21 protein-coding genes are annotated in these 22863 nt (G+C 65.1%); 18 read left to right on the top strand and 3 right to left on the bottom strand.

Annotation, left to right across the window (positions count from 1 at the left end; all coding sequences use genetic code 11):
• Window positions 1-7 precede the first annotated feature (7 nt).
• Window positions 8-1711 carry a urocanate hydratase gene (gene hutU / locus I6L45_RS04895; protein WP_216983601.1) on the top strand — a complete coding sequence of 568 codons (1704 nt, stop codon included), beginning with the start codon at window positions 8-10 and terminating at the stop codon, window positions 1709-1711.
• A 1-nt stretch (window position 1712) separates the two neighbouring features.
• Window positions 1713-3245, top strand: coding sequence for a histidine ammonia-lyase (gene hutH / locus I6L45_RS04890; protein WP_216983600.1), 1533 nt, complete (start codon window positions 1713-1715; stop codon window positions 3243-3245).
• Between the two features lie 186 nt (window positions 3246-3431).
• On the opposite strand, the gene I6L45_RS04885 is transcribed toward hutH, so the two are convergent.
• Together I6L45_RS04885 and I6L45_RS04880 are read right to left on the bottom strand one after the other, a co-directional pair.
• Window positions 3432-4529 carry a calcium:proton antiporter gene (locus I6L45_RS04885; RefSeq protein ID WP_042076170.1) on the bottom strand — a complete coding sequence of 366 codons (1098 nt, stop codon included), beginning with the start codon at window positions 4527-4529 and terminating at the stop codon, window positions 3432-3434.
• 173 nt (window positions 4530-4702) lie between these two features.
• A complete protein-coding gene (locus I6L45_RS04880) occupies window positions 4703-6223 on the bottom strand; it encodes an EAL domain-containing protein (protein WP_216983599.1) in 1521 nt (506 codons plus the stop codon).
• A 514-nt stretch (window positions 6224-6737) separates the two neighbouring features.
• On the opposite strand from I6L45_RS04880, the gene I6L45_RS04875 reads away from it, so the two are divergent.
• Window positions 6738-8657 carry an EAL domain-containing protein gene (locus I6L45_RS04875; RefSeq protein ID WP_216983598.1) on the top strand — a complete coding sequence of 640 codons (1920 nt, stop codon included), beginning with the start codon at window positions 6738-6740 and terminating at the stop codon, window positions 8655-8657.
• A gap of 31 nt (window positions 8658-8688) precedes the next feature.
• Here the strand turns inward: I6L45_RS04875 and I6L45_RS04870 are convergent, their stop codons facing one another.
• Window positions 8689-9636, bottom strand: coding sequence for a 1-aminocyclopropane-1-carboxylate deaminase/D-cysteine desulfhydrase (locus tag I6L45_RS04870; protein ID WP_216983597.1), 948 nt, complete (start codon window positions 9634-9636; stop codon window positions 8689-8691).
• Window positions 9637-9705: 69 nt separating this feature from the next.
• Between I6L45_RS04870 and I6L45_RS04865 the strand changes: the two genes are divergently transcribed.
• The 15 genes from I6L45_RS04865 (at window position 9706) to I6L45_RS04795 (ending at window position 22861) form a co-directional block, all read left to right on the top strand.
• A complete protein-coding gene (locus tag I6L45_RS04865; RefSeq protein WP_043756857.1) occupies window positions 9706-10572 on the top strand; it encodes a hypothetical protein in 867 nt (288 codons plus the stop codon).
• Entirely contained in the window at window positions 10569-11162 is a 594-nt protein-coding gene (locus I6L45_RS04860) for a PilN domain-containing protein (RefSeq protein WP_216983596.1), read from the top strand. The genes I6L45_RS04865 and I6L45_RS04860 overlap by 4 nt, the downstream gene beginning before the upstream one ends.
• Window positions 11162-11809 carry a type 4a pilus biogenesis protein PilO gene (locus tag I6L45_RS04855; RefSeq protein ID WP_216983595.1) on the top strand — a complete coding sequence of 216 codons (648 nt, stop codon included), beginning with the start codon at window positions 11162-11164 and terminating at the stop codon, window positions 11807-11809. Before I6L45_RS04860 ends, I6L45_RS04855 begins: the two co-directional genes overlap by 1 nt.
• 55 nt (window positions 11810-11864) lie before the next feature.
• Window positions 11865-12167: an MSHA biogenesis protein MshK gene (locus tag I6L45_RS04850; RefSeq protein WP_134696253.1), complete on the top strand. Its 303-nt coding sequence runs from the start codon at window positions 11865-11867 to the stop codon at window positions 12165-12167.
• A gap of 70 nt (window positions 12168-12237) precedes the next feature.
• A complete protein-coding gene (mshL, locus tag I6L45_RS04845; RefSeq protein WP_216983594.1) occupies window positions 12238-13923 on the top strand; it encodes a pilus (MSHA type) biogenesis protein MshL in 1686 nt (561 codons plus the stop codon).
• 95 nt (window positions 13924-14018) lie between these two features.
• On the top strand, window positions 14019-14909 hold the full coding sequence (locus tag I6L45_RS04840) for an ExeA family protein (protein WP_216983593.1): 891 nt from the start codon (window positions 14019-14021) through the stop codon (window positions 14907-14909).
• Window positions 14906-16093: a tetratricopeptide repeat protein gene (locus I6L45_RS04835; RefSeq protein WP_216983592.1), complete on the top strand. Its 1188-nt coding sequence runs from the start codon at window positions 14906-14908 to the stop codon at window positions 16091-16093. The genes I6L45_RS04840 and I6L45_RS04835 overlap by 4 nt, the downstream gene beginning before the upstream one ends.
• 80 nt (window positions 16094-16173) lie before the next feature.
• Window positions 16174-17886: an MSHA fimbrial ATPase MshE gene (gene mshE, locus I6L45_RS04830; RefSeq protein WP_216983591.1), complete on the top strand. Its 1713-nt coding sequence runs from the start codon at window positions 16174-16176 to the stop codon at window positions 17884-17886.
• Between the two features lie 59 nt (window positions 17887-17945).
• Entirely contained in the window at window positions 17946-19166 is a 1221-nt protein-coding gene (locus I6L45_RS04825; protein ID WP_134696235.1) for a type II secretion system F family protein, read from the top strand.
• Window positions 19167-19296: 130 nt separating this feature from the next.
• Window positions 19297-19755 (top strand): hypothetical protein, encoded by a 459-nt coding sequence (locus I6L45_RS04820; protein ID WP_216983590.1) that lies wholly within the window; start codon window positions 19297-19299, stop codon window positions 19753-19755.
• A 77-nt stretch (window positions 19756-19832) separates the two neighbouring features.
• Window positions 19833-20492, top strand: coding sequence for a prepilin-type N-terminal cleavage/methylation domain-containing protein (locus tag I6L45_RS04815; RefSeq protein ID WP_216983589.1), 660 nt, complete (start codon window positions 19833-19835; stop codon window positions 20490-20492).
• A gap of 19 nt (window positions 20493-20511) precedes the next feature.
• A complete protein-coding gene (locus I6L45_RS04810; RefSeq protein WP_109111820.1) occupies window positions 20512-20991 on the top strand; it encodes a prepilin-type N-terminal cleavage/methylation domain-containing protein in 480 nt (159 codons plus the stop codon).
• 61 nt (window positions 20992-21052) lie between these two features.
• Window positions 21053-21532 (top strand): Tfp pilus assembly protein FimT/FimU, encoded by a 480-nt coding sequence (locus tag I6L45_RS04805; RefSeq protein ID WP_216983588.1) that lies wholly within the window; start codon window positions 21053-21055, stop codon window positions 21530-21532.
• A complete protein-coding gene (locus I6L45_RS04800; protein WP_216983587.1) occupies window positions 21519-22091 on the top strand; it encodes a type II secretion system protein in 573 nt (190 codons plus the stop codon). Before I6L45_RS04805 ends, I6L45_RS04800 begins: the two co-directional genes overlap by 14 nt.
• The gene (locus I6L45_RS04795) at window positions 22091-22861 is read left to right on the top strand and encodes a PilW family protein (RefSeq protein WP_216983586.1); all 771 of its coding nucleotides are present in this window, start codon (window positions 22091-22093) and stop codon (window positions 22859-22861) included. Before I6L45_RS04800 ends, I6L45_RS04795 begins: the two co-directional genes overlap by 1 nt.
• The last annotated feature ends 2 nt before the right edge of the window (window positions 22862-22863 follow it).

Here is a 22863-nt window from a genome sequence, read left to right as displayed (position 1 = left end):
AGTGTCTATGTCTGTACAACACCAGGATCCCCGCCACGATCCGAGCCGGATCATCCGTGCTCCCCACGGTACCCAGCTGACTGCCAAGAGCTGGCTCACCGAGGCGCCCCTGCGGATGCTGATGAACAACCTGGATCCGGAAGTGGCCGAGCATCCCCAGTCCCTGGTGGTGTACGGCGGCATCGGTCGCGCCGCCCGCAACTGGGAGTGCTACGACAAGATCGTCGAGGTACTGACCCGTCTCGAGGATGATCAGACCCTGCTGGTGCAATCCGGCAAGCCGGTCGGCGTGTTCCAGACCCACAAGGACGCGCCGCGCGTGCTGATTGCCAACTCCAACCTGGTGCCGCACTGGGCCAACTGGGAGCACTTCAACGAGCTCGATAAGAAGGGCCTGATGATGTACGGCCAGATGACCGCCGGCTCCTGGATCTACATCGGTACCCAGGGCATCGTCCAGGGCACCTACGAGACCTTCTTCGCCGTGGCCAACCAGCACTTCAACGGCGAGCCCAAGGGCCGCTGGATCCTGACCGGGGGCCTGGGTGGCATGGGCGGCGCCCAGCCCCTGGCCGCCACCATGGCCGGCTTCTCCATGATCGCCGTGGAGTGCGACGAGACCCGCATCGACTTCCGTCTCAAGACCCGCTACGTCGACAAGAAGGCCTACAGCCTGGATGAGGCGCTGGCCATGATCGAGGAAGCCAAGCAGAGCGGCACCGCCGTCTCCGTCGGCCTGCTCGGCAACGCCGCCGACGTCTTCGCCGAGCTGGTGGCCCGTGGCATCACCCCGGACGTGGTGACCGACCAGACCTCCGCCCATGACCCGGTGCATGGGTACCTGCCCCAGGGCTGGAGCGTGGCCCAGTGGCGCGATCTGCAGAAGAGCGCGCCGGAAGAGGTGAATCTCGCCGCCCGCCGCTCCATGGCCCGTCAGGTTGAAGCCATGCTGACCCTGCAGTCCCGTGGCGCCGCCACGCTCGATTATGGGAATAACATCCGCCAGATGGCGCTGGAAGAGGGTGTCAAGAATGCCTTCGACTTCCCCGGCTTCGTCCCGGCCTACATCCGTCCGCTGTTCTGCGAAGGGATCGGTCCGTTCCGCTGGGTCGCGCTCTCCGGCGATCCGGAAGACATCTACAAGACCGACCAGAAGGTCAAAGAGCTGATCCCGGACGATCCGCACCTGCACAACTGGCTCGACATGGCCCGTGAGCGCATCGCCTTCCAGGGTCTGCCGGCGCGTATCTGCTGGGTCGGGGTCAAGGATAGGGTTCGCCTCGGTCTGGCCTTCAACGAGATGGTGAAGAACGGCGAGCTGAAGGCGCCGGTCGTCATCGGTCGCGATCACCTGGACTCCGGTTCCGTGGCGAGCCCGAACCGTGAAACCGAATCCATGATGGATGGCTCCGATGCCGTCTCCGACTGGCCGCTGCTCAACGCCCTGCTCAACACCGCAGGCGGCGCGACCTGGGTCTCCCTGCACCACGGTGGCGGTGTCGGCATGGGCTTCTCCCAGCACTCCGGCGTGGTGATCGTCTGTGACGGCACCGACGACGCCGCCAAACGGGTCGGCCGCGTGCTGCGCAACGACCCGGGCACCGGGGTGATGCGTCACGCCGATGCCGGCTACGAGATTGCTATCAACTGTGCCCACGAGGCGAAACTGGATCTGCCGATGCTGGACGCAGCAGGCAAAGGGGTGAAATAAGATGTTCGAACTCAATCTGCAACCGGGCAAGCTCTGCCTCGCCACCCTGCGCCGCGTCAGCCGCGAGCCGGTACACGTCAGTCTGGACCCGTCCGCCCTGCCGGGGATCCACGCCTCCGCCGCCGTGGTCACCAAGGTGATCGAGCAAAACCGCGTGGTGTACGGCATCAACACCGGCTTCGGCCTCCTGGCCAATACCCGCATCCCGGTAGAGCAGCTGGACGAGCTGCAGCGCTCCATCGTGCTCTCCCATGCCGCCGGTATCGGCGAGTACATGGATGACGCCACCGTGCGCCTGATGATGGTGCTGAAACTGAACTCCCTGGCCCGCGGCTTCTCCGGCATCCGCCTGGTGGTGCTGGAGGCCCTGATGCGCCTCATCAACGCCGAGGTGTACCCCGTGGTGCCGAAGAAGGGCTCCGTCGGTGCCTCCGGCGACCTGGCGCCCCTGGCCCACATGAGCTGCCTGCTCATCGGGGAAGGCAAGGCGCGCCACAAGGGTGAGCTGATCGACGCCGCGACTGCCCTGAAGATTGCAGGCCTGGAGGCCATCTCCCTGGCGCCGAAAGAGGGGCTGGCCCTGCTCAACGGCACCCAGGCGAGCACCGCCTTCGCGCTGGAAGGGCTGTTCCACGCCGAAGACCTCTACGCCGGTGCCATCACAATCGGTGCCATGAGCGTGGAGGCGGCCCTCGGCAGCCGCCGGCCGTTCGATGCCCGCATTCACGAGGTGCGCGGCCAGCGTGGCCAGATCGACGCGGCCGCCTGCTACCGCCACCTGCTGGTGGATGGCAGCGAGATCGGCATGTCCCACCACAACTGCGAGAAGGTGCAGGATCCCTACTCCCTGCGCTGCCAGCCCCAGGTGATGGGCGCCTGTCTGACCCAGATCCGTCAGGCCGCCGAGGTGCTGGTGTGCGAGGCCAACGCGGTCTCCGACAACCCGCTGGTGTTTGCCGAGGATGAGGAGATCATCTCCGGCGGTAACTTCCACGCAGAACCCGTGGCCTTCGCCGCCGACAACCTGGCCCTGGCCATCGCCGAGATCGGCTCCCTGTCTGAGCGTCGCATGGCGCTGCTCATCGACTCGCGCATGTCCGGTCTGCCGGCCTTCCTGGTCAACAATGGCGGCGTGAACTCCGGCTTCATGATCGCCCAGGTCACCTCGGCGGCGCTCGCCTCCGAGAACAAGACCCTGGCGCACCCGGCCTCGGTGGACAGCCTGCCCACCTCGGCGAACCAGGAGGACCACGTTTCCATGGCCACCTTCGCCGGTCGCCGTCTGGCGGACATGGCGGAGAACACCCGCGGCATCCTGGCAGTCGAGCTGCTGGCCGCTGCCCAGGGCCTGGATTTCCGTGCGCCGCTGCGTTCTACCGAGCTCATCGAGCTGGCCAAGGGCCGTCTGCGGGAAGAGGTCAGCTTCTACGACAAGGATAGGTACTTCGCGCCGGACATCGAGGCGGCCGCCGCGCTGCTGGGCCGTGCCAGCTACAACGACCTGATCCCGGCCGGGACTCTGCCCAGCCTCTGAATCGAAGCCTGAGCAAACCATAAAAAAAGACCGCCCATGGGGCGGTCTTTTCATTTCTGGGTTTTGGGTGCAGCTCCTGTCCTTGGCCATCGGGAGCGGGCAGCGCGGCAACGGCAGGCGCCCTTATCCGTGCTCGAACATCAGGAACAGGTGGGCTGTGAATGGAACCATGCAGAGTCGGCGCCGTTAGCCATGTTCGAACATCAGGAACAGGTAGACCACGAAGAGCACCAGATGGGTGGCGCCGTGCAGGGCGTGGGTGCGGCCACTGCTGAAGGTCACCTTGCACACCATGAGGGTGGTGACGAGCAGCACCATGTCGGCCGGGGAGAGGCCGAGGCGCACGTCGTGGCCCACCAGGGAGCCGATGAAGAGCACCGAGGGAACGGTGAGGGCGATGGTGGCCAGCACGGAGCCGAAGTAGAGGTTCATGGCGCGCTGCAGCTGGTTGTTGAAGGCCGCCTTGATGGCGCCGACCGCCTCCGGCGCCAGCACGATACAGGCGACGATGAAGCCACCCAGGGCCGCCGGGGCCTCCATCACATGGACACCGTGATTGATGGGGATGGCCAGCGTCTTGGCCAGCAGGATCACCACCACCAGATAGGCCAGCAGCAGCAGGGTGTGATAGACGTTGCTGCGCAGGGGGCCGTGGTGCTCCTCGTGATCCTCGTGGTCGCTGTCGACGAAGAAATGGCTGTGGCTGCGAGTCTGGATCAGCAGGAAGACGCCGTAGAGCAGCAGCGAGATGATGATCAGCATCCAGGACATGGCGCCGGACAGGCCGCCCTGGGAGCCCCCCTGGGTGAAGTTGGGCAGCACCAGGCAGAGCAGGGCCAGGGGAATGATGGCCACCAGATAGGATTTGACCCCGTCCAGATTGAAGTTCTGGGTGTGGTAGCGCCAGCCGCCGAACAACAGGGTGAAGCCCACCAGGCCGTTGGTCACCAGCATCACCACCGCAAACATGGTGTCACGGGCCATGGTGGGGTTGGGCTCGCCGGTCAGCATGACGGAGGAGATCATCACCACCTCCAGGGAGATGACCGACAGGGTGAGGATCAGGGTGCCGAAGGGTTCGCCGAGCTTGATGGCAAGGGCATCGGAGTGACGGACGACGGAGAAGATGGCCCAGGTGACGACGGCCAGCAGGAGCAGCGACACCGGCAGGTAGACCGCAAGGGGGGTTGCCTCCGTCAGCAGCTCGCTGCCGAGCGTCTTGAAGAAGAGCAGGGTCAGCAGGCCGGCGGGCAGGGCAATCTCTTGGCGGATAAATGACTTCATAGGCAGTGGTTCTCATCTCGGGGCGGCGGTGGCCGACAGGGTATGGAGCGACTTGGCGTCGTCACCGGCGTGACGAACCCGCAGATGATAAAGGCTGTTGTCCGTTCAGGGGAAAATCATTTTGTTACAAATCGCGAGAGCGCCGGACCCGTCACCCGGATCCGGCGCCGCCATCAGGTGCTCGTGCGGCTCTGACTCCAGGCCATCTGCCAGATCTTCAACTGGCTGAGGGACATGGGTTTGGCATAGACATAACCCTGGATGAGATACACGCCATGCTCGCTCAGATAGTCGACCTGGGCCTGGGTCTCGACCCCTTCGGCGATCATCTCCATGCCCGACTTGCGGCCGAAGGCGATGATGGCGTCCAGCACACTGCGCTTGAGATCGTCCGTGCCTATGGTGTCGACGAACATCTTGTCGATCTTGATCTGGCGGATGCCGAGGCGCTGCAGGTAGGCAAAGCCGCCATAGCCGGTGCCAAAATCGTCCAGCTTGATGTGATACCCCTTCTCCTGCAGCGTGGTGATCTCTCCCATGGCGGTCTTTATATCCTTGATGGGCTCACGTTCCGTGAGCTCGAAGGTCAGCCTGATGGGGGAGGGCCAGTCGTTCTGCTGCAACAGCTCGCGCAGGTGGGGGTGTTCGAGGTGGGTGGCCACTATGTTGACGCTGACCCACTGTCCGTCGGCGAGCTTGGGCAGATCGGCGATCACTTTCTCCAGCAGCTGGCTGGTCATGGGCAGGATCAGTCCCTGTTCCTCCGCATAACCGATGAAGGCTCCTGGGGGGACCAGGCCGCCCCCCCGCTGCCAGCGCAGCAGGGCCTCGAACCCCACCACCTGCCGGGTACGGCTGTCCACCACGGGCTGGTAGAAGGGGATGAACTCCTTGCGTGCCAGCCCGGCCTGCAGCAGGCCCTTGAGGGAGCGCCGGTAGTTGCGAAGCCCCCAGTAGGCGGCGACCAGCAGCAGCCCCAGGGCTCCGCCGAACCAGAGGCCGTCATGGCGAACCTGGCTTCTCGCATAGTCGTGCAGCGCCTTGCCCGCCCACAGGTCTTGCTCCACCCGATGGAGCTCGTCCATGCTGGTCACGCGGATGGCGTTTGCCTCTTCCCGTATGTGCTTGTTGCCCCGGGGGAAGTAGAGCCCGGCCCGGGCCGGATCCTTGTGGTTGAATTCGAGGTAGAAGCAGTCGTCGCATGGAGTACGCAGCAACTCATGGCTCCAGCTGCTGTCGAGCACCCAGAAGGCGAGGTTATTGTCGCGCTTCCCATAGACCAGGGTCTCCCGCTCGGTGTCGAACATGGGGACTGTACTGGTGAAGTGGAGACCCGGGTCGGTAGGCATAGTCGCACCGGACAGCAGGGGGACTGCCAGCCCCAGGGTCGAGCAGCCCGTCCCATTGGCCAGTTGCAGGCCGGCCAGGCGGATATGGCGGTTGTAATATTCCGGTTCTCTCAGCAGGGCCATGTCCTTGGGGCCGCAGTCAAAGACGAAGCGATCCAGCTGGAGGGGCACATGGTGATCCAGTATCCGGGTGCGTTCCTTCTGGAACTCCGCCAGCTCCATTCCCTTCGACTCGAGCAGGTGGCGAGCCAGCCAGTCGGTCAGCAGGGGGCTGAGAAGCAGCATCAGGAGGAGGGGGGCACAGAACAGCCCCAAAGAAATCCATAACGGAGAGCGTGTCGACATAGGGAAACCCTTCTTCCATGAAACAAGGTCACTCGATTGAGGCTCAACCAGCATAACATTAGCTACATCGATTTGAGTCGAATCGGTCACACTTGGAACAAAAATGCTAATTCCTTGATAAACAACCAATATGACAAAGCGAGCGGTGAAGATTCAATCGCTGACCTGTCATAAATGACAATTGTCCAGCTTATCTGAAATGGCTAGAGTAGCAGTGCGGTTTGACTCACCGTGTGTTCAATACTCCTGTATCTATTTTTGTCAGTAGCACAGAGTGTTAGTTTTGATATGAGTGTTTCTTTTGGTCCCCATAGTGGGACCATTTTTCTGCCCGTTTGTCACCTCCTTTCTTCCTGATTTCGCTCCCGTCCCCCATTTTTCCCTCGCGCCGTGGTGCCGCGGTCTGACGCCTGCCATCGCTTATTTGCAGAAGCGGGATCTTCATCCATAGGCGCCTTTTGGCCAAGGCTGATACCATGAGGGTCAATGGATGCTGTCGGCTACGGAAAGGCACATGAAACTGACCACTCAACTCGTCTCCTTTATTACCCTGTGCGTGATCTCGGCCATGGCCATGGTGATGCTGGGGGGGGTCTTCAGTTTCCGCCAGATGGGGATGGAGCTGCAGCAGAACCGGGTCGACTCCCTGGTGGAAATCATCGACAAGCAGCTCGGGGTGACCGACGACCAGCAGGCCCTGGCCCGCTGGCTGCCCTCCCTGTTGCGCGCCTCCCACGTGGTCGAGCTGGAGATCCGCCAGGACAAGCAGCGGGTCTACTGGTTTCGCGACGTGCAGCAGCAGACGGACGAGAGCCTGCTGATCCCCTACAGCAAGGCGATCCCCAACCAGGCCGGCATGCGGGCCGAGTTCAAGCTGGACAGGCCGTTCAAGGAGTTCGAGTACTCCATGCGGGCCATGTTCGGCATCTCCTTCGGGGTCTTCATCGTGGTGTTCGGGCTCTGGTACTCCATCCGTTGGTTGCGCCAGCAGCTGCGCGGCGCCGAGCTGCTGGCGGATCGCGCCCAGCTGATCCTGGACGGCAAGCTCACCAAGCTGGCCCATGATCCCGCCGAGGAGTGGCCGGCTCCCGCCAGCCAGGCCCTCGACTACCTGCTGGCCGAGCTGGCGGACGCCCGCAAGGAGCGCAGCCGGTTCGACAACTTCATCCGCAGCAACGCCTTCGTCGACAAGACGACGGGCATCGGCAACCGCCTCTTCTTCGACAACCGGCTGGAGAGTGCCATCATGGAGGCGAGCGTGATCAGTGGCGGTGTGCTGCTGATCGAGCTGGCCGGTCTGGAGGAGCTGGATCCCGAGCTCAGCAGCCGCCCGAGCCAGGATCTGCTGATGGAGGCGAGCGCCTCCATCGGTACCTTCGTGCGCAAGCACAGCGGCGCTCTGCAGGCCCGCTATGCCGGCCAGGTCTTTGCGGTGTTGCTGCCCAACATGTCCGAGAGCGAGATGGTGGACGGCGCCAGCCAGTTGCTCAAGAGCCTGCAGCGTCTGCACTGGCCGGAGTCGGTCAATGTGGAGACGGCCGTCTATCTGGGTGCCGTCTGCTATCAGGCGGACGATTCCCTGCTCAAGGTGCAGGAGGAGGCCGAGCTGGCGCTCAAGAGCGCGCGCCTGCAGGGACACAGCGGCTGGTTCCTGTTCGAGAAGTCCCTCAACGAGGAGGCGAGCAACAAGGGGACGGTGCGCTGGCGCACCCTGATCTCCCGGCGTATCGAGGAGCAGGGGATCTCCTTCTACCTGCAGCCGGTGCAGCAGGAGCGGGATCAGGTGGTGCTGCAGCAGGAGCTGCTGATCCGCATCCACGACGAGCAGGGGCGGGAGTTGCAGGCGGGGGTCTTCATGCCCATGGCGGAGAAGGCCGGGCTCTTGCTGCCGCTGGATCGGCTGGTGATCGCCAGCACCCTGCGCCTGCTGCGCCAGCGGCCGGCGTCGAGCTGCCCCGTCAGCCTCTCCCTCAGCGCCCAGAACCTGCTCAACCGGGAGTTCCAGCGCGAGCTCTTCTTCGAGCTGTTCCAGCTGCCGCGCAGCACCAACGAGGGGCTGATCCTGCAGTTGTCGGAATCCCAGGTGACCCGCCACTACGAGGCGCTCAAGCGACCGCTGCGGGCGCTGCGCATGCTGGGTTGCAGGCTGGCCATCGATCACGCGGGCCAGGACGTGGTGAGCACCCAGTACATCAAGGAGTTCGAGATCCACTTCCTCAAGCTGCATCCCAGCCTGGTGCGGGAGATCCACCTGCGTCAGGTCAACCAGATGGCGGTACGCAGCCTGGTGGGGGGTTGCGCCAACACCCAGACCCGGGTGATCGCGGTGGGGGTGGAGAGCGGCGACGAGTGGAAGATGCTGCGCCACCTCGGGGTGCACGCGGGGCAGGGGCCCTGGTTCGCCGAGCCTGCGCCGCTCACCATGCCCGTCTGACCGCCCGGCGGGGCGACAACAGGGAGGGCGACTACAGGCGTCCCTGTTCCCGCAGCCCCGCCAGCCCTTGCAGGCCGCCGGTGTGGAGGAAGACCACCTCGCTGCCGCGGGGGATGCGGCCGGCCTCCAGCTCCCTAAACAGTCCCCACATCGCCTTGCCGCTGTAGATGGGTTCGAGCGGCAGGCCGGTCTCGGCGCTGAAGTCCTGCACCCACTGCCAGAGCGCCGGGCTGAACCTGGCGTAGCCGCCGTCGTGGTGCTCCAGGGCGATGCGCCAACCCTCCGTGGTGGCTGCCCCGGGATGGAGCCGGCACACCTCGTCACGCAGCTGGGTTCCCCCCTTGATCACGGCGATGGCCAGGATCCGCTCCCGTTCACGCTTGCCCGCGATGAGCCCTGCCAGGGTGCCGCCGCTGGCGCAGGGCAACACCCAGAGATCCGGCGAGAAGGGCAGCTCGTCCACCAGTTCGGCCACCCCGGGGAGGGCCAGCGGGCTGCTCCCCCCCTCCGGGACTATCAGGGTGTCGGCATCCTCGAACTGGGCCAGCCAGGCGGGATCCTGGCGGCGCCGGTAGCTCTGGCGATCGACAAAAACGAGATCCATTCCCCAGCCTCTGGCGGCGCTCAGGGTCGCGTTGCTGACGCTGGCGGCTTCGCCGCGTATGATGCCTGTTGTGCGCAGCCCCAATCTGCACCCTGCCGCCGCCAGGGCGTGGATGTGATTGGAGTAGGCACCGCCAAACGACAGTATGTGGGTCTTGCCCTGTGCCCGGGCTTGCTGCAGATGGTACTTGAGCTTGCGCCACTTGTTGCCGGACAGGCTCGGGTGAATGAGATCGTCCCGTTTGCACCAGAGCGTGACCCCATGGGCCGTCAGCAGCGGGTGGTGGATCCGGTGCAGGGGGGAGGGAAGTTGCAGAGGTTCAATCGGATTGCATCCGGAGGGCGCCCCCTCGTCCTTCAAGGCATCGTCTGTCATAAAGTTGGAGGCTAATCGCCTGTTTATGTTAAGGTTTAATCCGTTTCATACCGCCAGGTGCAGGTCCAGATGAAATCATTGTTCAGACGCTCGCCTCCCAGCCATCAGGTCGGACTCCTGCTGGCCAGCGATCGCATCCTGCTGGCCTGTCCGGGATCCGCGCCCGTGTTCACCAGTCGCGCCGTCAATGGTCCCCACGAATGGGCCAGGGCTACGACGGAGCTGTTCGCCCAGCACGGTCTGGCCAAGTCTAAGGTGCGGGTGGCCCTCGGGGCCAGCCTTTATCAGCAGATCCAGATCGACAAGCCCGCCGTGCCCGATGCCGAGATGGCGGGGGCCCTGCCCTGGGCCGTGAAGGACTTCGTCAACGAGCCTGTGCTGCAGCTCGCCATGGATTACGTGGATCTGCCGACTCCCCCCGCGGGCAGCCCGAGGATCAACGTGATCTGCGTGCCGAAGAGCCGGATCCAGCTGGTGGCGGACGCGGTCAACGGCGTGGCCACCCTGGACGCCATCGTCAGCGACGAGCTGGCCATGACGGCCCTCTACGAGGAGGATCAGACGGTGCGCATGCTGCTCTGGCAACCCAGGGGGCAGGAGCTGCAACTGCTGGTCTTCCACCGGGGCGGGCTCTGCTTCTCCCGCCAGTTGCGCGGCTTTGCCGCCCTCACCGGCCCCCGTGAGCCCGACATCGAACAGCTCGACGGGCTGGCGCTGGAGCTCCAGCGCTCCATCGACTACCTGGCCGGCCACCTCAAGCTGCCGGAGCCGGGCCAGCTGCAACTCGCCATCGCCTCTTCCGCCATCGGGTTGCTGGTTCGCCACCTGGAGCAGGCTTTCGGCTTCCCGGTCTCCGCCATGGCCAACAAGGCGGTCCTCGCGGGGGTTGAATACCTCTGCGCCTATGGCGCGGCCCTGGGCAGGAGCGAGCGATGAAGCATCATATCAACCTCTATGGGGCCGAATTCCGGCCAAGACGCCTGTGGGCCAGCCTCTCCCAGATGAGCCTGGTCTGGGGAGCCGTTCTGCTGGTGCTGGCCGCGGTCACCCTGGCCTATGGCTGGCAGCAGCGGGGCGTCGATCGCGAGCTGGCCCAACTGCGGGCGCAGCTCGACGTGCAGCGCGGCGAGGCGGCACGGCTCGACGGCGAGCTGGCACGCCACCAGGCGGACGCTCGGTTGCAACAGCAACTGGCCGACAAGCGGGAAGAACTGGGGGCCAAGCAGGCGCTGATGCAGCAGCTCGGCGACCTCTCCCTGCAAAAATCCCGGGGGTACGCCGGCGTGATGGCGGATCTGGCCCGCCTGCGGGATGACCGTCTCTCCCTGCAGCGGATAGAGATAAGCGAGGGGCGGATCAACCTCTCCGGGGTGGCCGAACGCAGCCAGGATGTGCCCGCCTGGGTGAACCGCTTCAAGCAGACGCCCTCCCTGGCGGGCAAGGAGTTTGGCGAGCTCACCCTGAGCCGGGACAAGCAGGGCCAGCTGGCCTTCCAGCTCAGCGGCATAGCGCGGGAGACCCCTTGATGGAGATGAAGGCACAGTGGCAGGCATGGGCGGCGCGGGTCGCCGCCCTCAGCCTGCGGGAGCGGGTCCTGATCCTGCTGACCGGGGTGATCCTGCTGGGCGCCGCCGGCGTCTATGGCTGGCTGGATGCTGCCGATACCCGCCTGAACCAGACTCGGCAGGCGTTGACCGCCGCCGAACGGGATCTGGAGATCCTGACCCTGGAGAACCAGGGCAAGCAGGCCCGGCTGGGGCGGGATCCCAACGCCCGCGCCCGGGAACAGCTGGCCAGTGTGGAGGCCTCCCTGGCCCAGCTGGATGCCAGGCTGCAAGCCCAGACGGTGGATCTGATCCCGGCCCGGGAGATGCCAGCGGTGCTGGAGGCCCTGTTGTCTCGCTCCGCCAACCTGCATATGCTGGCGCTGACCACCCTCAAGCCCGAGCCGCTGATGGCCGGGCAGCAGAAGGCCAACCTGTTCAGGCACGGGCTCCGGCTTCAGCTGGAGGGGGGCTATTTCGACGTCTACCAGTACCTCAAGGCGCTGGAGGCCCTGCCTCGCCACTTCTACTGGAAGGGCTTCGACTACAGGGTGGTCGAGCACCCCAGGGCGGTGGTGGAGATGGAGATCTACACCCTCAGCACCAGCAAGGAGTTTATCCGTGGTTAAGTGGCGTATCGGCGGGACAGGATCCCGCGTCTTTGCGCTCTCGTCCTGCCGCTGGCTGGCCCTGTGGGGCTGCCTGTTGGGACCGCTGGCCCAGGCCGAGGTGTTGCAGGATCCCACCACCCCCCTGGCCGGTTCGGTACCGGCGGCGAACGCGACCAGGGAGGCCGGCCTGCCCCGTCTGCAGAGCGTCATCCTGGGCAACGGGCCTGCCCTGGCGGTGCTGAACGGCCAGAGCTACCGGGTGGGCCAGCAGGTCAACGGGTTCCGGCTGGTGGGCATCAGCGCCGACAGCGTGGTGCTGGAGAAGGCGGGCAAGCGCCAGACACTGACCCTGTTTGGCAGCAAGATCCGGATGTGAAGTGGTTGCCGCGCGGGATGCTGCGGGCCAGATGTGTCGAGTTTCATTGCGAGTCAGGTGCACGAATAACATGAAAAAACACCATTTTTGTCTGCTTCCCCTCGCACTGGCGGTGGCGGGTTGCACTACCTATCGTCATCCCGAGCCGGTACAGGCCAAGGATGCGATCAAGCAGGCCATGAGCGAGCAGACCCCGACCGCCCCGCTGACCACCCTGCCTCCTTCGGTGCAGAGCGAACTGCTGCAGCTCAACCGTCCCCAGCAGCCCCTGAGTGTGCCCGAGAAGCGGATGCGCATCGCGGCCCACGACGTGGATGCGGTGGAGTTTTTCGGCTCCCTGTTCAAGGGCTCCCGCTACAGCGTCGCCGTCCACCCCGGGGTGGCGGGCGTCATCTCGGTGGAATTGAAAGACGTGACCCTGCAGGAGGCGCTGGCCACGGTGGGGGACATGTACGGCTTCGACGTGCAGCGCAAGGGCAATGTCTTCCACGTCTATCCGGCGGGCCTGCGCACCGAGACCATCCCGGTCAACTACCTGATGATGGCCAGACGCGGCCTCTCTCGCACCTCGGTGAGCACCGGCGGGGTGACGGCCAACGACAACAATGACAACGGCAATAACAACAACTTCGACAACGGCCTGAACAATAGCGGCAGCAACAACAACAACAGCAACAGCTTCGACAACGGCAACAACGGTAACGGCAACAGCAACGGCACCCGGATCGAGACGGACAGCAACAACGACTACTGGACCGATCTGCGGGATGCCCTGCAGACCCTGATTGGCAGCGGCGAGGGGAGAGCCGTCATCACCAGCCCCCAGGCGGGCCTCGTCACGGTGCGCGCCTATCCGAAGGAGCTCAAGGCGGTGCGCGATTTCCTGGAACAGTCCGGCGAACACCTCAAGCGCCAGGTGGTGCTGGAGGCGCGGATCCTGGAAGTCTCCCTCAACGAGGGTTACGAACAGGGGGTGGACTGGAGCGGTCTCTCCGCGAGCTGGGACGGCGGCAAGGGCATCACGGGGGGCGGCTCTCTGCTCGACAGCCCGATCGCCTCGACTCCCAACCAGATCTTCCGGGCGCTGGGGGGCGGTGCCGGCTTCACCATCTCCGACGGCAACTTCAATGTGGCGGTCAGCCTGCTCAAGACCCAGGGGGACGTGAACACCCTGTCGAGCCCGCGCGTCACCGCCACCAACAACCAGAAAGCGGTGATCAAGGTGGGGACGGACGAGTACTTCGTCACCAACGCCTCGACCACCACCACCACCTCGGGCAATTCGGCCCCCATCGTCACCCCGAACGTGGAGCTGACCCCCTTCTTCTCGGGCATCGCCCTGGACGTGACGCCGCAGATCGATGAGCAGGGCCGGGTGCTGCTGCACATCCACCCCTCCGTCATCGATACCGAGGAGCAGAGCAAGACCATCAACGTCGGCACCACCGATCCCCTGGTGCTGCCGCTCGCCAAGAGCTCCATCCGCGAGTCGGATACCGTGGTGCAGGCCAACAACGGCGACATCGTGGTCATCGGCGGCCTGATGAAGACCGACAAGCAGGAGATCGTCAGCAAGGTGCCCCTGCTCGGGGACATTCCTTGGGTCGGCGAGGCCTTTACCAACCGCCGCGAGAGCAACCGCAAGGTGGAGCTGGTGATCATGCTCAAGCCGACCGTGGTGGAGAAGGACACCTGGCAGCAGGAGCTGCAACGCTCCTCCGAGCTGCTCGACAAGTGGTATCCGCCCAAGGGCTAAGCCATGATGCGCCCCCCCATAGTGCCAGCGCCATCTCGCCGGCCTGTTGCCGCAGCGGCCCCCCATCTTGGGGCTGACGGGAACGGGGAGGGAACATGTATCTGAGCCATTTCGGCCTGCGGGAGGCCCCCTTCGGCCTGACCCCGAACACCGGCTTCTATTACGGCCTGCCGCCCCACGAGGAGGCGATGCAGGTGCTCAACTGGGCGCTGGGGCAGGGAGAGGGCTTCATCAAGGTGACCGGCGAGGTGGGTACCGGCAAGACGCTGCTCTGTCGCAAGCTGCTGAGCGAGCTGGGCTCGGAGGCGCACCCGGTGCGCCTGGCCTGGCTGCCCAACCCTCACCTCACCCCGGGGGAGCTGCGCACTGCCCTGGCCCTGGAGCTGGGATTGCCGCTGGCGGGGGAGAGCGAGCTGGATCTCACGGATCGCATCCACCGCCACCTCATCGCCCTGCACAGACAGGGAAGCCGGGTGGTGGTGCTCATCGACGAGGCGCAGGCCCTGCCGGACGAGACCCTGGAGGCGATCCGGCTGTTTGGCAACCTGGAGACCGAATCGAGCAAGCTGCTGCAGATCGTGCTGTTCGGCCAGCCCGAGCTGGATAAGCGGCTCGGCAAACCCCATCTGCGCCAGCTGCGCCAGCGTATCGGCTTCTCCTACCGTTTGCGGCCGCTGCGGCTCGACGAGACCCGGGCCTATCTGGAATACCGGCTGCAGGTCTCGGGCTATCGCGGGGCTGCACTGTTCGAGGGGCGGGCCCTGCGCCGCCTGTGGCGGGCCTCCCGAGGCATTCCCCGGCTCATCAACGTGCTGGCCCAGAAGTGCCTGATGCTGGCCTACGGCCGCGGGGAGCGCCGGGTCGACAGCGCCCTGGTGCGTCTCGCCATCCGCGATACCGATGATGCCGGCGTGCGCAGCGTCCCCCGCTGGTGGCCCCTGTTGCTGTTGCTGGGGGCTGCCCTGGCCTATGGAGTCTGGTCATGAGCGTGATCAATCAGATGTTGAAGGATCTGGAGCGACGCCAGCCGGGCGCCGAGGAGAGCGCCGTCTACGTGGCGCCGGTGCGCCAGCAGGGCTGGTGGATGCTGGTGCTGACCCTGCTGTGCACCCTGGCCCTGGCGATCCTCGGCTGGCGCACTTGGATCTACTGGCAGCAGAGCCAGCGGGCCACCCAGCCAACGGCGCGGGTCGAGCTCCGGGCCGTCGCATCTCCGGCCCAGGTGTCGTCTGCGGTTGTCACTCCAATCGTCTCGTCCGCTCTCCCTGCGATGGTGAGCACGGCAGTGCCCAGCGCCTCTTCGGTGGGCGCGACGAGCGTGCTGGCGGCGTCCCCCGCGAGGGCGTCGATCCCGGCCCAGACGCAGGCGCCTGTCGATGAGGCCCAGCCGGCGTCCGTGGCCCAGGCCGATGAGGATCAGGCGGATGAGAACCAGGTAGACGAGGTGCCGGTGGACGAGGCGATCCCGAGCGACGAGGAGTTGCAACCGGATCTCTATGCCGAGCTGGCCGTGGAGCAGGAGGCACAGGAGGCGGCGCCGGCCGTCCCGGCCCCGCGCAAGCCCGGGATCCTGAAGATCGAGACGGTGGAGCTCTCCCCCTCCGAGCTGGCCGCCCTGGCGGAACGCAAGGCGACCACCGCCATGGCCAAGGGACAGATGCAGGAAGCCCAGGACAACTACTACGAGGTGCTGGCCCATGACCCCCACAATCAGGGCGCGCGCGAACAGCTGGCGGGCCTGCTCTACGGGGCGGGGCGGCTGGCGGAGGCGGCTCGTGTATTGGAGGAGGGCTTGAGCCTGGATCCGGCCCAGGCCGATCTGCGCCTGCTGCTGGCCCGGGTGGCCATCGCTGGTGGCGAGCGCCAGAAGGCGCTGGACTGGCTCACCGGCTATCGGCCCGAGCTGGCCACCAACCTCGACTACTACGCCACCTGGGCCGGGCTCGCCCAGGAGCTGGGCCAGTCCGGCCAGGCGTCCGAGCTGTACGTCAGGCTGCTGCGCCAGCAGCCGGATCAGGGGCGCTGGTGGCTGGGGCTCGGCGTGGCCGAGGACGGCCAGGGCCACCGCCAGCGGGCGCTGGATGCCTATCGCAACGCCCAGCTGCACGGCGAGCTGGGCGAGGCCTCGACCCAGTGGCTGGAGCAGCGCATCGCCCAGTTGAACCCCTAAGAACCCGCCGTAACCCGAGGGCGACCGGCACAGGTCGGGCGGCCCAAGGGCGGGAGTGAAGCAACCGATTTGGAGTGTAAATGGCACAACCCAGACTGAAGATGCGCCTTGGCGACCTGCTGGTTCAGGAGCAGATCATCTCGGATGATCAGCTGCAGCTCGCCCTGCAGCAGCAGCGCCACACCGGCCGCAAGCTGGGCACCACCCTCATCGATCTCGGCTTCATCAGCGAGGTGCAGCTGCTGACCTTCCTCGCCCGCCAGCTGGACGTGCCCTTCTTCGATCTCAACAACCTCACCATAGACGCCTCGGCCGTGACCCTGCTGCCCGAGGTGCAGGCGCGCCGTTACCGGGCGCTGGCGGTGAACCTCACCGACGACAAGGTGACGGTGGTGATGTCGGATCCCGCAGATCTCAGCGCCCTCGACGCCATCGCGGCGCTGCTAAACCCGCGGGAGCTGGTGCTGGCGGTGGCCAGGGAAGGGCAGCTGCTGGAGTATTTCGACCGCCTCTACCGCCGCACCCGGGAGATAGAGAACTTCGCGGTGCAACTGCACGAGGAGCACCAGGAGACCGGCTTCGAGCTCGGCAACAGCGGCCTGAATACCGGTGCCGACGAGGGAGAGGCGACGGTGGCCAAGCTGCTGCGCTCCCTGTTCGAGGACGCGGTGCAGGTGGGGGCGTCGGATATCCACATCGAGCCGGACGAGAAGGTGCTGCGCATCCGCCAGCGGATCGACGGCGTGCTGCATGAGAACATACTGAGCGAGGTGCGCATCGCCCAGGCGCTGGTGCTGCGCCTCAAGCTGGTGGCGGGGCTCGACATCTCGGAGAAGCGACTGCCCCAGGATGGCCGCTTCAACATGAAGGTGCGTGGCCGCGACGTGGATGTGCGGATGTCCACCATGCCGGTACAGTACGGCGAGTCCGTGGTGATGCGCCTGCTGGACCAGTCTTCCGGCATCCTCTCCCTGGTCGAGACCGGCATGCCACCGGCCATGCTGGCGCGCTTCCGTCGCCAGCTCAAGCGTCCCCACGGCATGATCCTGGTGACGGGCCCCACCGGCAGCGGCAAGACCACCACCCTCTATGGTGCGCTCTCCGAGCTCAACCAGGCGAGCCACAAGATCATCACGGTGGAAGATCCGGTGGAATACCGTCTGCCGAGGATCAACCAGGTACAGGTCAATCCCAAGATAGGGCTCACCTTCTCCCAGGTATTGCGCTCCACTCTGCGCCAGGATCCGGACATCCTGCTGGTGGGGGAGATGCGGGACAACGAGACGGTGGAGATCGGCCTGCGCGGCGCCATCACGGGCCACCTGGTGCTGACCACCCTGCACACCAACGACGCCGTCACCAGCGCCCTGCGCCTCATCGACATGGGGGCGCCCGGCTATCTGGTGGCGAGCGCGCTGCGGGCCGTGGTGGCCCAGCGCCTGGTGCGGCGGGTGTGTGAACACTGCGCCTGCGAGAGCGCGCCGGACGAGGGGCAGGCCACCTGGCTCGGTGCCCTCAGCGGCGAGGTGCCGGGCCAGCATGTCTATCGCAAAGGGCGCGGCTGCCAGAGCTGCAACTTCACCGGCTATGCGGGCCGGATCGGGGTGTATGAGCTGCTGGAGCTGGATCAGCCCATGATGGACGCCCTGCGCCGCAACGATGCCGAAGGCTTCGCCCGGTCGGCGCGGGAGCACGCACACTACAGGCCCCTGGCCCTCACGGCGCTCGACTATGCCCGGGAGGGGATCACCTCGGTGGACGAGGTGCTCAGGCTGGCGGAGGATCTGGGGTAAGTCATGACTCACACCCATAGCAGTGCATCACAGTGCCCCCCGGGCGATCGAGGCCGCCCATGAGCCGCTTTGCCTACAAGGGGCGCGACAACCAGGGCCAGGCCGTCAGTGGCGTGGTGGAGGCGGCCAGCGAGCTGGCGGCAGCCGAGCAGCTGATGCGCCGGGGGGTGATGCCCACCGAGCTGAAGGCCAGCCAGGCGAAAGCGGCGTCCATCGACTGGTCCCTGCTGCTGGAGGGGGGTGTCAAGCTGGAGGAGCTGGTGGTATTCAGCCGCCAGATGTATGCCCTGACCCGGGCGGGCATCCCCATACTGCGCGCCATCGCCGGGCTGGAGGAGAGCGCCCACAGCAAGCCCCTCAAGCGGGCGCTCCACGCTCTGGGGGAGGATCTCGGCAACGGGCGGCCGCTGTCGAGCGCGATGCAGTCGCACCCCAGGGTGTTCAGCAACCTCTTCGTGGCCATCATCCACGTGGGGGAGAACACGGGCCAGCTGGAAGAGGCCTTTCTGCAGCTCGCCAATTATTTCGATCTGGAGCTGGAGACCCGCAAGCGGATCAAGACCGCCATGCGCTACCCCAGCTTCGTGATGATCGCCATCGGCGTGGCCATGGTGATCCTCAACATCATGGTGATCCCGGTCTTTGCCAACATGTTCGCCAAGTTTGGCGTCGAGCTGCCGCTCGCGACCCGGATCCTGCTCGCCACCTCCCACTTCTTCGTCCACTACTGGTGGCTGCTGCTGGCCATCCTGGTGGGGGCGGTCGTCGGCTGGCGCCGCTGGATTGCCACGACCAGGGGCAAGCTGGCCTGGCACCGCTGGCAGCTCCGGTTGCCCATCGTCGGCTCCATCATAGAGCGCTCCCTGCTGGCCCGCTTCGCCCGCAGCTTCTCCATGATGCTCAAGGCCGGGGTTCCGCTGAACACGGCGCTCACCCTGGTGGCCGATGCGGTGGACAATGCGTATATGGCCGGGCGGATCCGCGACATGCGGGGCGGCATCGAACGGGGGGAGAGTCTGCTGCGCACCGCCGGGGCCAGCGGCCTGTTCACCCCCCTGGTGATGCAGATGATCGCCGTGGGGGAGGAGACGGGCCAGGTGGACGAGCTGCTGCACGAGGCGGCCGAGTTTTACGAGCGGGAGGTGGACTATGACCTCAAGAGCCTCACCGCCCGCATCGAACCCATCCTGATCGGCATCGTCGCCGTCATGGTCCTGGTCCTGGCCCTGGGGATCTTTACCCCCATGTGGGACATGATGCGGGCGGTGCGTGGTCAATGATGGGGTTCTGCCTCTTCACTCCTCCTGGAGGGGGACATGATGAGGGCCGTGCGTGGTCAATGATGGGGTTCGGCCTCTTCACTCCTCCTGGAGGGGGACATGATGAGGGCGGTGCGAGGACAGTAAAGGGATGAGCAGACAGTCCGAACTGGATGATCGCTGGCTGGGAGGGTATCGGCGGATGGTCGCCCTTGCCCTGCTGCTGATCATCCTCGCCACCCTGGCCATGAGCTATCGCAGCCACAGGGAAGAGGCGCTGGCGGTCAGCCTGAGCCTGCTCGGGGAGCAGTTTGCCGAGCGGATCCAACGGCTGCACGGGCGCTGGCTCGATGAGCGGCGCCCCGCCGTGCTTCACGCCGAGGGCCTGGCCTGGCAGTTCGACGAGCGGGGCTGGCCGCTGGGGGTGCTGCCACTGGGTTCACCGTCCGAGAACTGCCGCCAGCTGTGGCTGGCCCTGATAGGGCCGGAGGAACAGGGGATGCCGTCATGGCAGGGGCTCGCCAGCCGGGATGGATCCGGGTGCGAATTCGGCCGGGAGGCGCACTGGCTGAGCTACCGTTTTCACGATGGCAGGGTGGTCAAGCCTTGAGCGCCCCCTCTCAAGTACTTCATCGACATGATTTTTTTCTATCTGCATGAAATAATGCACAACATTACGGAGGCAGCATGACAGCAAAGAGAGTGAGTCCCTGTCGGGGCCCCGGCAGGATGGGGGGCTTCTCCCTGATCGAGCTGGTGATCGTCATTGTCATCCTGGGGATCCTGGCCGTCACCGCCTTGCCCCGCTTTCTCGACGTGACCGACGAGGCGAAGAAGGCGAGCGTGGAGGGGGTCTCCGGCGGGTTCGCTACCGGCGTCTCCCTGGTGCGGGCACAGTGGGAGGCGGAAGGGCGCGCCAAACAGGATGGGCTCAACACAGTGCTCTATGACGGCTCGCGTTTTTACCTGACGACGCCAACCGACACTCAGGTCAATAACGGCGAACTCTCCCCGGGGTATCCTATGGACACGGCGGCGAGTGGCAGCGCCGATGTGAACCCGGCCAGCCTGACGGCGGCCCGCTGCCTCAATATCTGGGAGGGACTGTTGCAGAATCCGCCCAAGGCGACCACCAGCTTTAACGAGGTACGCGGCAGCGGCAATGACCTGAAGTTTTATGCTACCGTGAGCAGAAACGGACTCGATTCAGTCTGTCGTTACTATCTGGTCAACAGCCTGAGCAAGGGCAGCGATGGGCGCTATCAGGACCCGCAAGGGAGCACGGACGCCTACATGAGTTTCAGTTACCGCCCGGCCTCCGGCCAGGTGACCACCCATATCAATTGATAAACCGAGGAAAGACGTAATGAAGAAGCAATCGGGTTTCACCCTGATCGAACTGGTCATCGTGATCATCATTCTAGGCATTCTGGCGGTCACCGCCGCACCCAAGTTCCTGAATCTGCAGGATGATGCGAAAAAAGCAGCTGCTAATGGAGTGTTGGCGGCGGTACAAAGTTCTGCCCAGCTGGTGTATAGCCGCGCAGTGCTTGATGGGAAAGAAAAAGATGAAACCGGAAATGCGACTGTAAGCGGAGCCGGGTCAACAACAATCAAGATTTTTGCTGGTTATCCAAAAGCCTCCAAAGACGGTATTGAGGCTGCTATCAATCTTGATGGTGGCTGGAGTGGTTCCACCGTTTCTGGCAGTACTACAACTTATCAATTTGTACCGACTGCAAATAAGAAAGATGCTGAGTGTGTTTTGTACACCCAGGGTTCAAGCACTACAGCTGCCACATCCAAGGTGGGCAAGCTGGATGCTGATGCAGGGAAATGTAGTTAATTCAGTGATAAGCAAGCGAGGCTTCGGCCTCGCTTTCTCTTTTGTTCCGGTGAGAATCCGAATGGCAACAACCAAGGGCTTCACCCTGATTGAACTGGTCATCGTGATCCTGTTGCTCGGGATTCTGGCCGCCTTTGCCGTGCCCAAGTGGCTGGGCAAAGGCGGCTTTGAAACCCATACCCTGCGCGACGAGCTGGTGGCCCGGCTGCGGCTGGTGCAGACCATGAACATGCATGAAGGGGAAGGGCGTTGTACCCAGCTGGTGCTGGAGGCCAACCGCTTCGGCCACCTGACCCGGACGGGGAGCTGTACGCCCGGACCCATCGCTGGCTGGAGCGGGGATGAGCAGACCCGGGGGCGGCTGGTTACGGCCTCCGGTGGCCTCTCCCTCCCCCAAGGCAGCTTCTCTTTCGACAAGCGCAGCGGCCGCCCCCTCTCTCCGTCAACCTGCACCGGTGGTTGTAACCTGGTGGTGAGCGACGGCAGGGAAAGCGCCCGGCTGCGCATCGAGCCCGAAGGCTATATCCATGCGATCCCCTAAGGCTCGCCGCGGCTTCACCCTGGTCGAGTTCGTGGTCGGCATCGTGCTGCTGGCCATCGCGTTGACCGGCATCCTGGGGCTCCTTATCAACCAGGCGCCCCAGGCGGTGGATCCGGTGCAGCAGGTGCGGGCGGCCCAGCTGGCCCAGCGCATCCTGAACGAGGTGCTGCAGAAGTCCTTCGACGAGCATTCGGATCACAACGGCGGGCGTTTTCGCTGCGGCGAGACGGCAGATGAGCCTGCCGTAACCTATTCCCCCTGTACAGCCCCTGCCGACTACGGCCCGGACGGCGGCGAAAGCCGCCCCTATGGGTTCAACGACGTGGACGACTTCGACACCGGGGGGAGCTGGGTGGAGGCCAACCGCTTTACCCAGACTGCCGCCGGTGTCAGCGACGAAGAGTATCGCCACTATCAGGTGAAGATTGCTGTCACCCCCGACACCCTGTTCGGCAGCACGGGCCATGGCGCCGAGTCCATCGGCAAGCGCATCGAGCTGTGGGTGCGCCTGCCGGACAAGAGCGAGCTGGCCTTTGCCCTTTATCGGGGGAACTACTGATGCGCGCGCTATCGAGAGGGTTCACCCTGGTGGAGTTGGTGATGGTGATCCTGCTGCTCGGGGTCTTGGCCACCTTCTCCAGCCAGTTCATCGGCATCGGCACCCAGATCTACGGGGATGCCAGCCGCCGCGAGCAGTTGATGAGCGATGCCCGCTTCGCTCTGGAGCGGCTCAATCGCGAGGTGCGGGACGCGGTGCCGGGGTCGGTGCGCATCGAGGACGAGGGGGGCAACGCCCTGGAGCAGGGGGCCTGCCTGCGTCTCTGGCCCATCGCCACCGCCAGCCGTTACCTGGGCTCGGCCCTCGGCAACGGGCTCACCATAGTCGAGCCGGATCCGCTTCCCCGGGACGGGGAGAGTGCCATCGTCTACCCCCTTGCCGACCCCGTGCTGACCCTGGTTCAGGGCTGCCTCCATGGCACCTGCGTGGCCCGGGTCGATACCGTGGGCAGTCCGGTCTCGGGGGCACTGGCGATGACACTGGGCAGTGGCTTTGCCAGGGAGTCGCCGGGACAACGGGTCTACTTTGCCAGCCAGCAGGTGCGTTACTGCGTGACGGGCACCACCCTGACCCGGGCCAGCGCCGCCATCGGCCTGGATTTTAGCGGGAGCACACCGGCCCTGATGGCCGAGCATATAGGTACGGGTTCCTATTTCTATCGGGATCCCGCTGCCTTTATCTCGAGTGAGGTGGGGCTGCGGCTGGAGTTCGAGCAGCGCGGCGAGCGCGTCCTCTTCAACCACAAGTTGGAGACGCTCAATGTCCCCTAGGC

Origin of the sequence: Aeromonas sp. FDAARGOS 1415, from assembly GCF_019048365.1 — a bacterium.
Classification (GTDB): Bacteria; Pseudomonadota; Gammaproteobacteria; order Enterobacterales; family Aeromonadaceae; genus Aeromonas; species Aeromonas taiwanensis.
This window is presented reverse-complemented; position numbering and strand designations above follow the sequence as displayed.

Excerpts from the sequence above, each read along its gene's own strand:
- I6L45_RS04810 (WP_109111820.1), top strand. The coding sequence starts at position 20,512 with ATGAAGAAGCAATCGGGTTTCACCCTGATCGAACTGGTCATCGTGATC.
- hutH (WP_216983600.1), top strand. The coding sequence starts at position 1,713 with ATGTTCGAACTCAATCTGCAACCGGGCAAGCTCTGCCTCGCCACCCTG.
- I6L45_RS04840 (WP_216983593.1), top strand. The coding sequence starts at position 14,019 with ATGTATCTGAGCCATTTCGGCCTGCGGGAGGCCCCCTTCGGCCTGACC.
- I6L45_RS04800 (WP_216983587.1), top strand. The coding sequence starts at position 21,519 with ATGCGATCCCCTAAGGCTCGCCGCGGCTTCACCCTGGTCGAGTTCGTG.
- I6L45_RS04835 (WP_216983592.1), top strand. The coding sequence starts at position 14,906 with ATGAGCGTGATCAATCAGATGTTGAAGGATCTGGAGCGACGCCAGCCG.
- I6L45_RS04805 (WP_216983588.1), top strand. The coding sequence starts at position 21,053 with ATGGCAACAACCAAGGGCTTCACCCTGATTGAACTGGTCATCGTGATC.
- I6L45_RS04815 (WP_216983589.1), top strand. The coding sequence starts at position 19,833 with ATGACAGCAAAGAGAGTGAGTCCCTGTCGGGGCCCCGGCAGGATGGGG.
- hutU (WP_216983601.1), top strand. The coding sequence starts at position 8 with ATGTCTGTACAACACCAGGATCCCCGCCACGATCCGAGCCGGATCATC.
- I6L45_RS04825 (WP_134696235.1), top strand. The coding sequence starts at position 17,946 with ATGAGCCGCTTTGCCTACAAGGGGCGCGACAACCAGGGCCAGGCCGTC.
- I6L45_RS04860 (WP_216983596.1), top strand. The coding sequence starts at position 10,569 with ATGAAGCATCATATCAACCTCTATGGGGCCGAATTCCGGCCAAGACGC.
- I6L45_RS04870 (WP_216983597.1), bottom strand. The coding sequence starts at position 9,636 with ATGACAGACGATGCCTTGAAGGACGAGGGGGCGCCCTCCGGATGCAAT.
- I6L45_RS04820 (WP_216983590.1), top strand. The coding sequence starts at position 19,297 with ATGAGCAGACAGTCCGAACTGGATGATCGCTGGCTGGGAGGGTATCGG.
- I6L45_RS04855 (WP_216983595.1), top strand. The coding sequence starts at position 11,162 with ATGGAGATGAAGGCACAGTGGCAGGCATGGGCGGCGCGGGTCGCCGCC.
- mshE (WP_216983591.1), top strand. The coding sequence starts at position 16,174 with ATGGCACAACCCAGACTGAAGATGCGCCTTGGCGACCTGCTGGTTCAG.
- I6L45_RS04880 (WP_216983599.1), bottom strand. The coding sequence starts at position 6,223 with ATGTCGACACGCTCTCCGTTATGGATTTCTTTGGGGCTGTTCTGTGCC.
- mshL (WP_216983594.1), top strand. The coding sequence starts at position 12,238 with ATGAAAAAACACCATTTTTGTCTGCTTCCCCTCGCACTGGCGGTGGCG.
- I6L45_RS04885 (WP_042076170.1), bottom strand. The coding sequence starts at position 4,529 with ATGAAGTCATTTATCCGCCAAGAGATTGCCCTGCCCGCCGGCCTGCTG.
- I6L45_RS04865 (WP_043756857.1), top strand. The coding sequence starts at position 9,706 with ATGAAATCATTGTTCAGACGCTCGCCTCCCAGCCATCAGGTCGGACTC.
- I6L45_RS04875 (WP_216983598.1), top strand. The coding sequence starts at position 6,738 with ATGAAACTGACCACTCAACTCGTCTCCTTTATTACCCTGTGCGTGATC.
- I6L45_RS04795 (WP_216983586.1), top strand. The coding sequence starts at position 22,091 with ATGCGCGCGCTATCGAGAGGGTTCACCCTGGTGGAGTTGGTGATGGTG.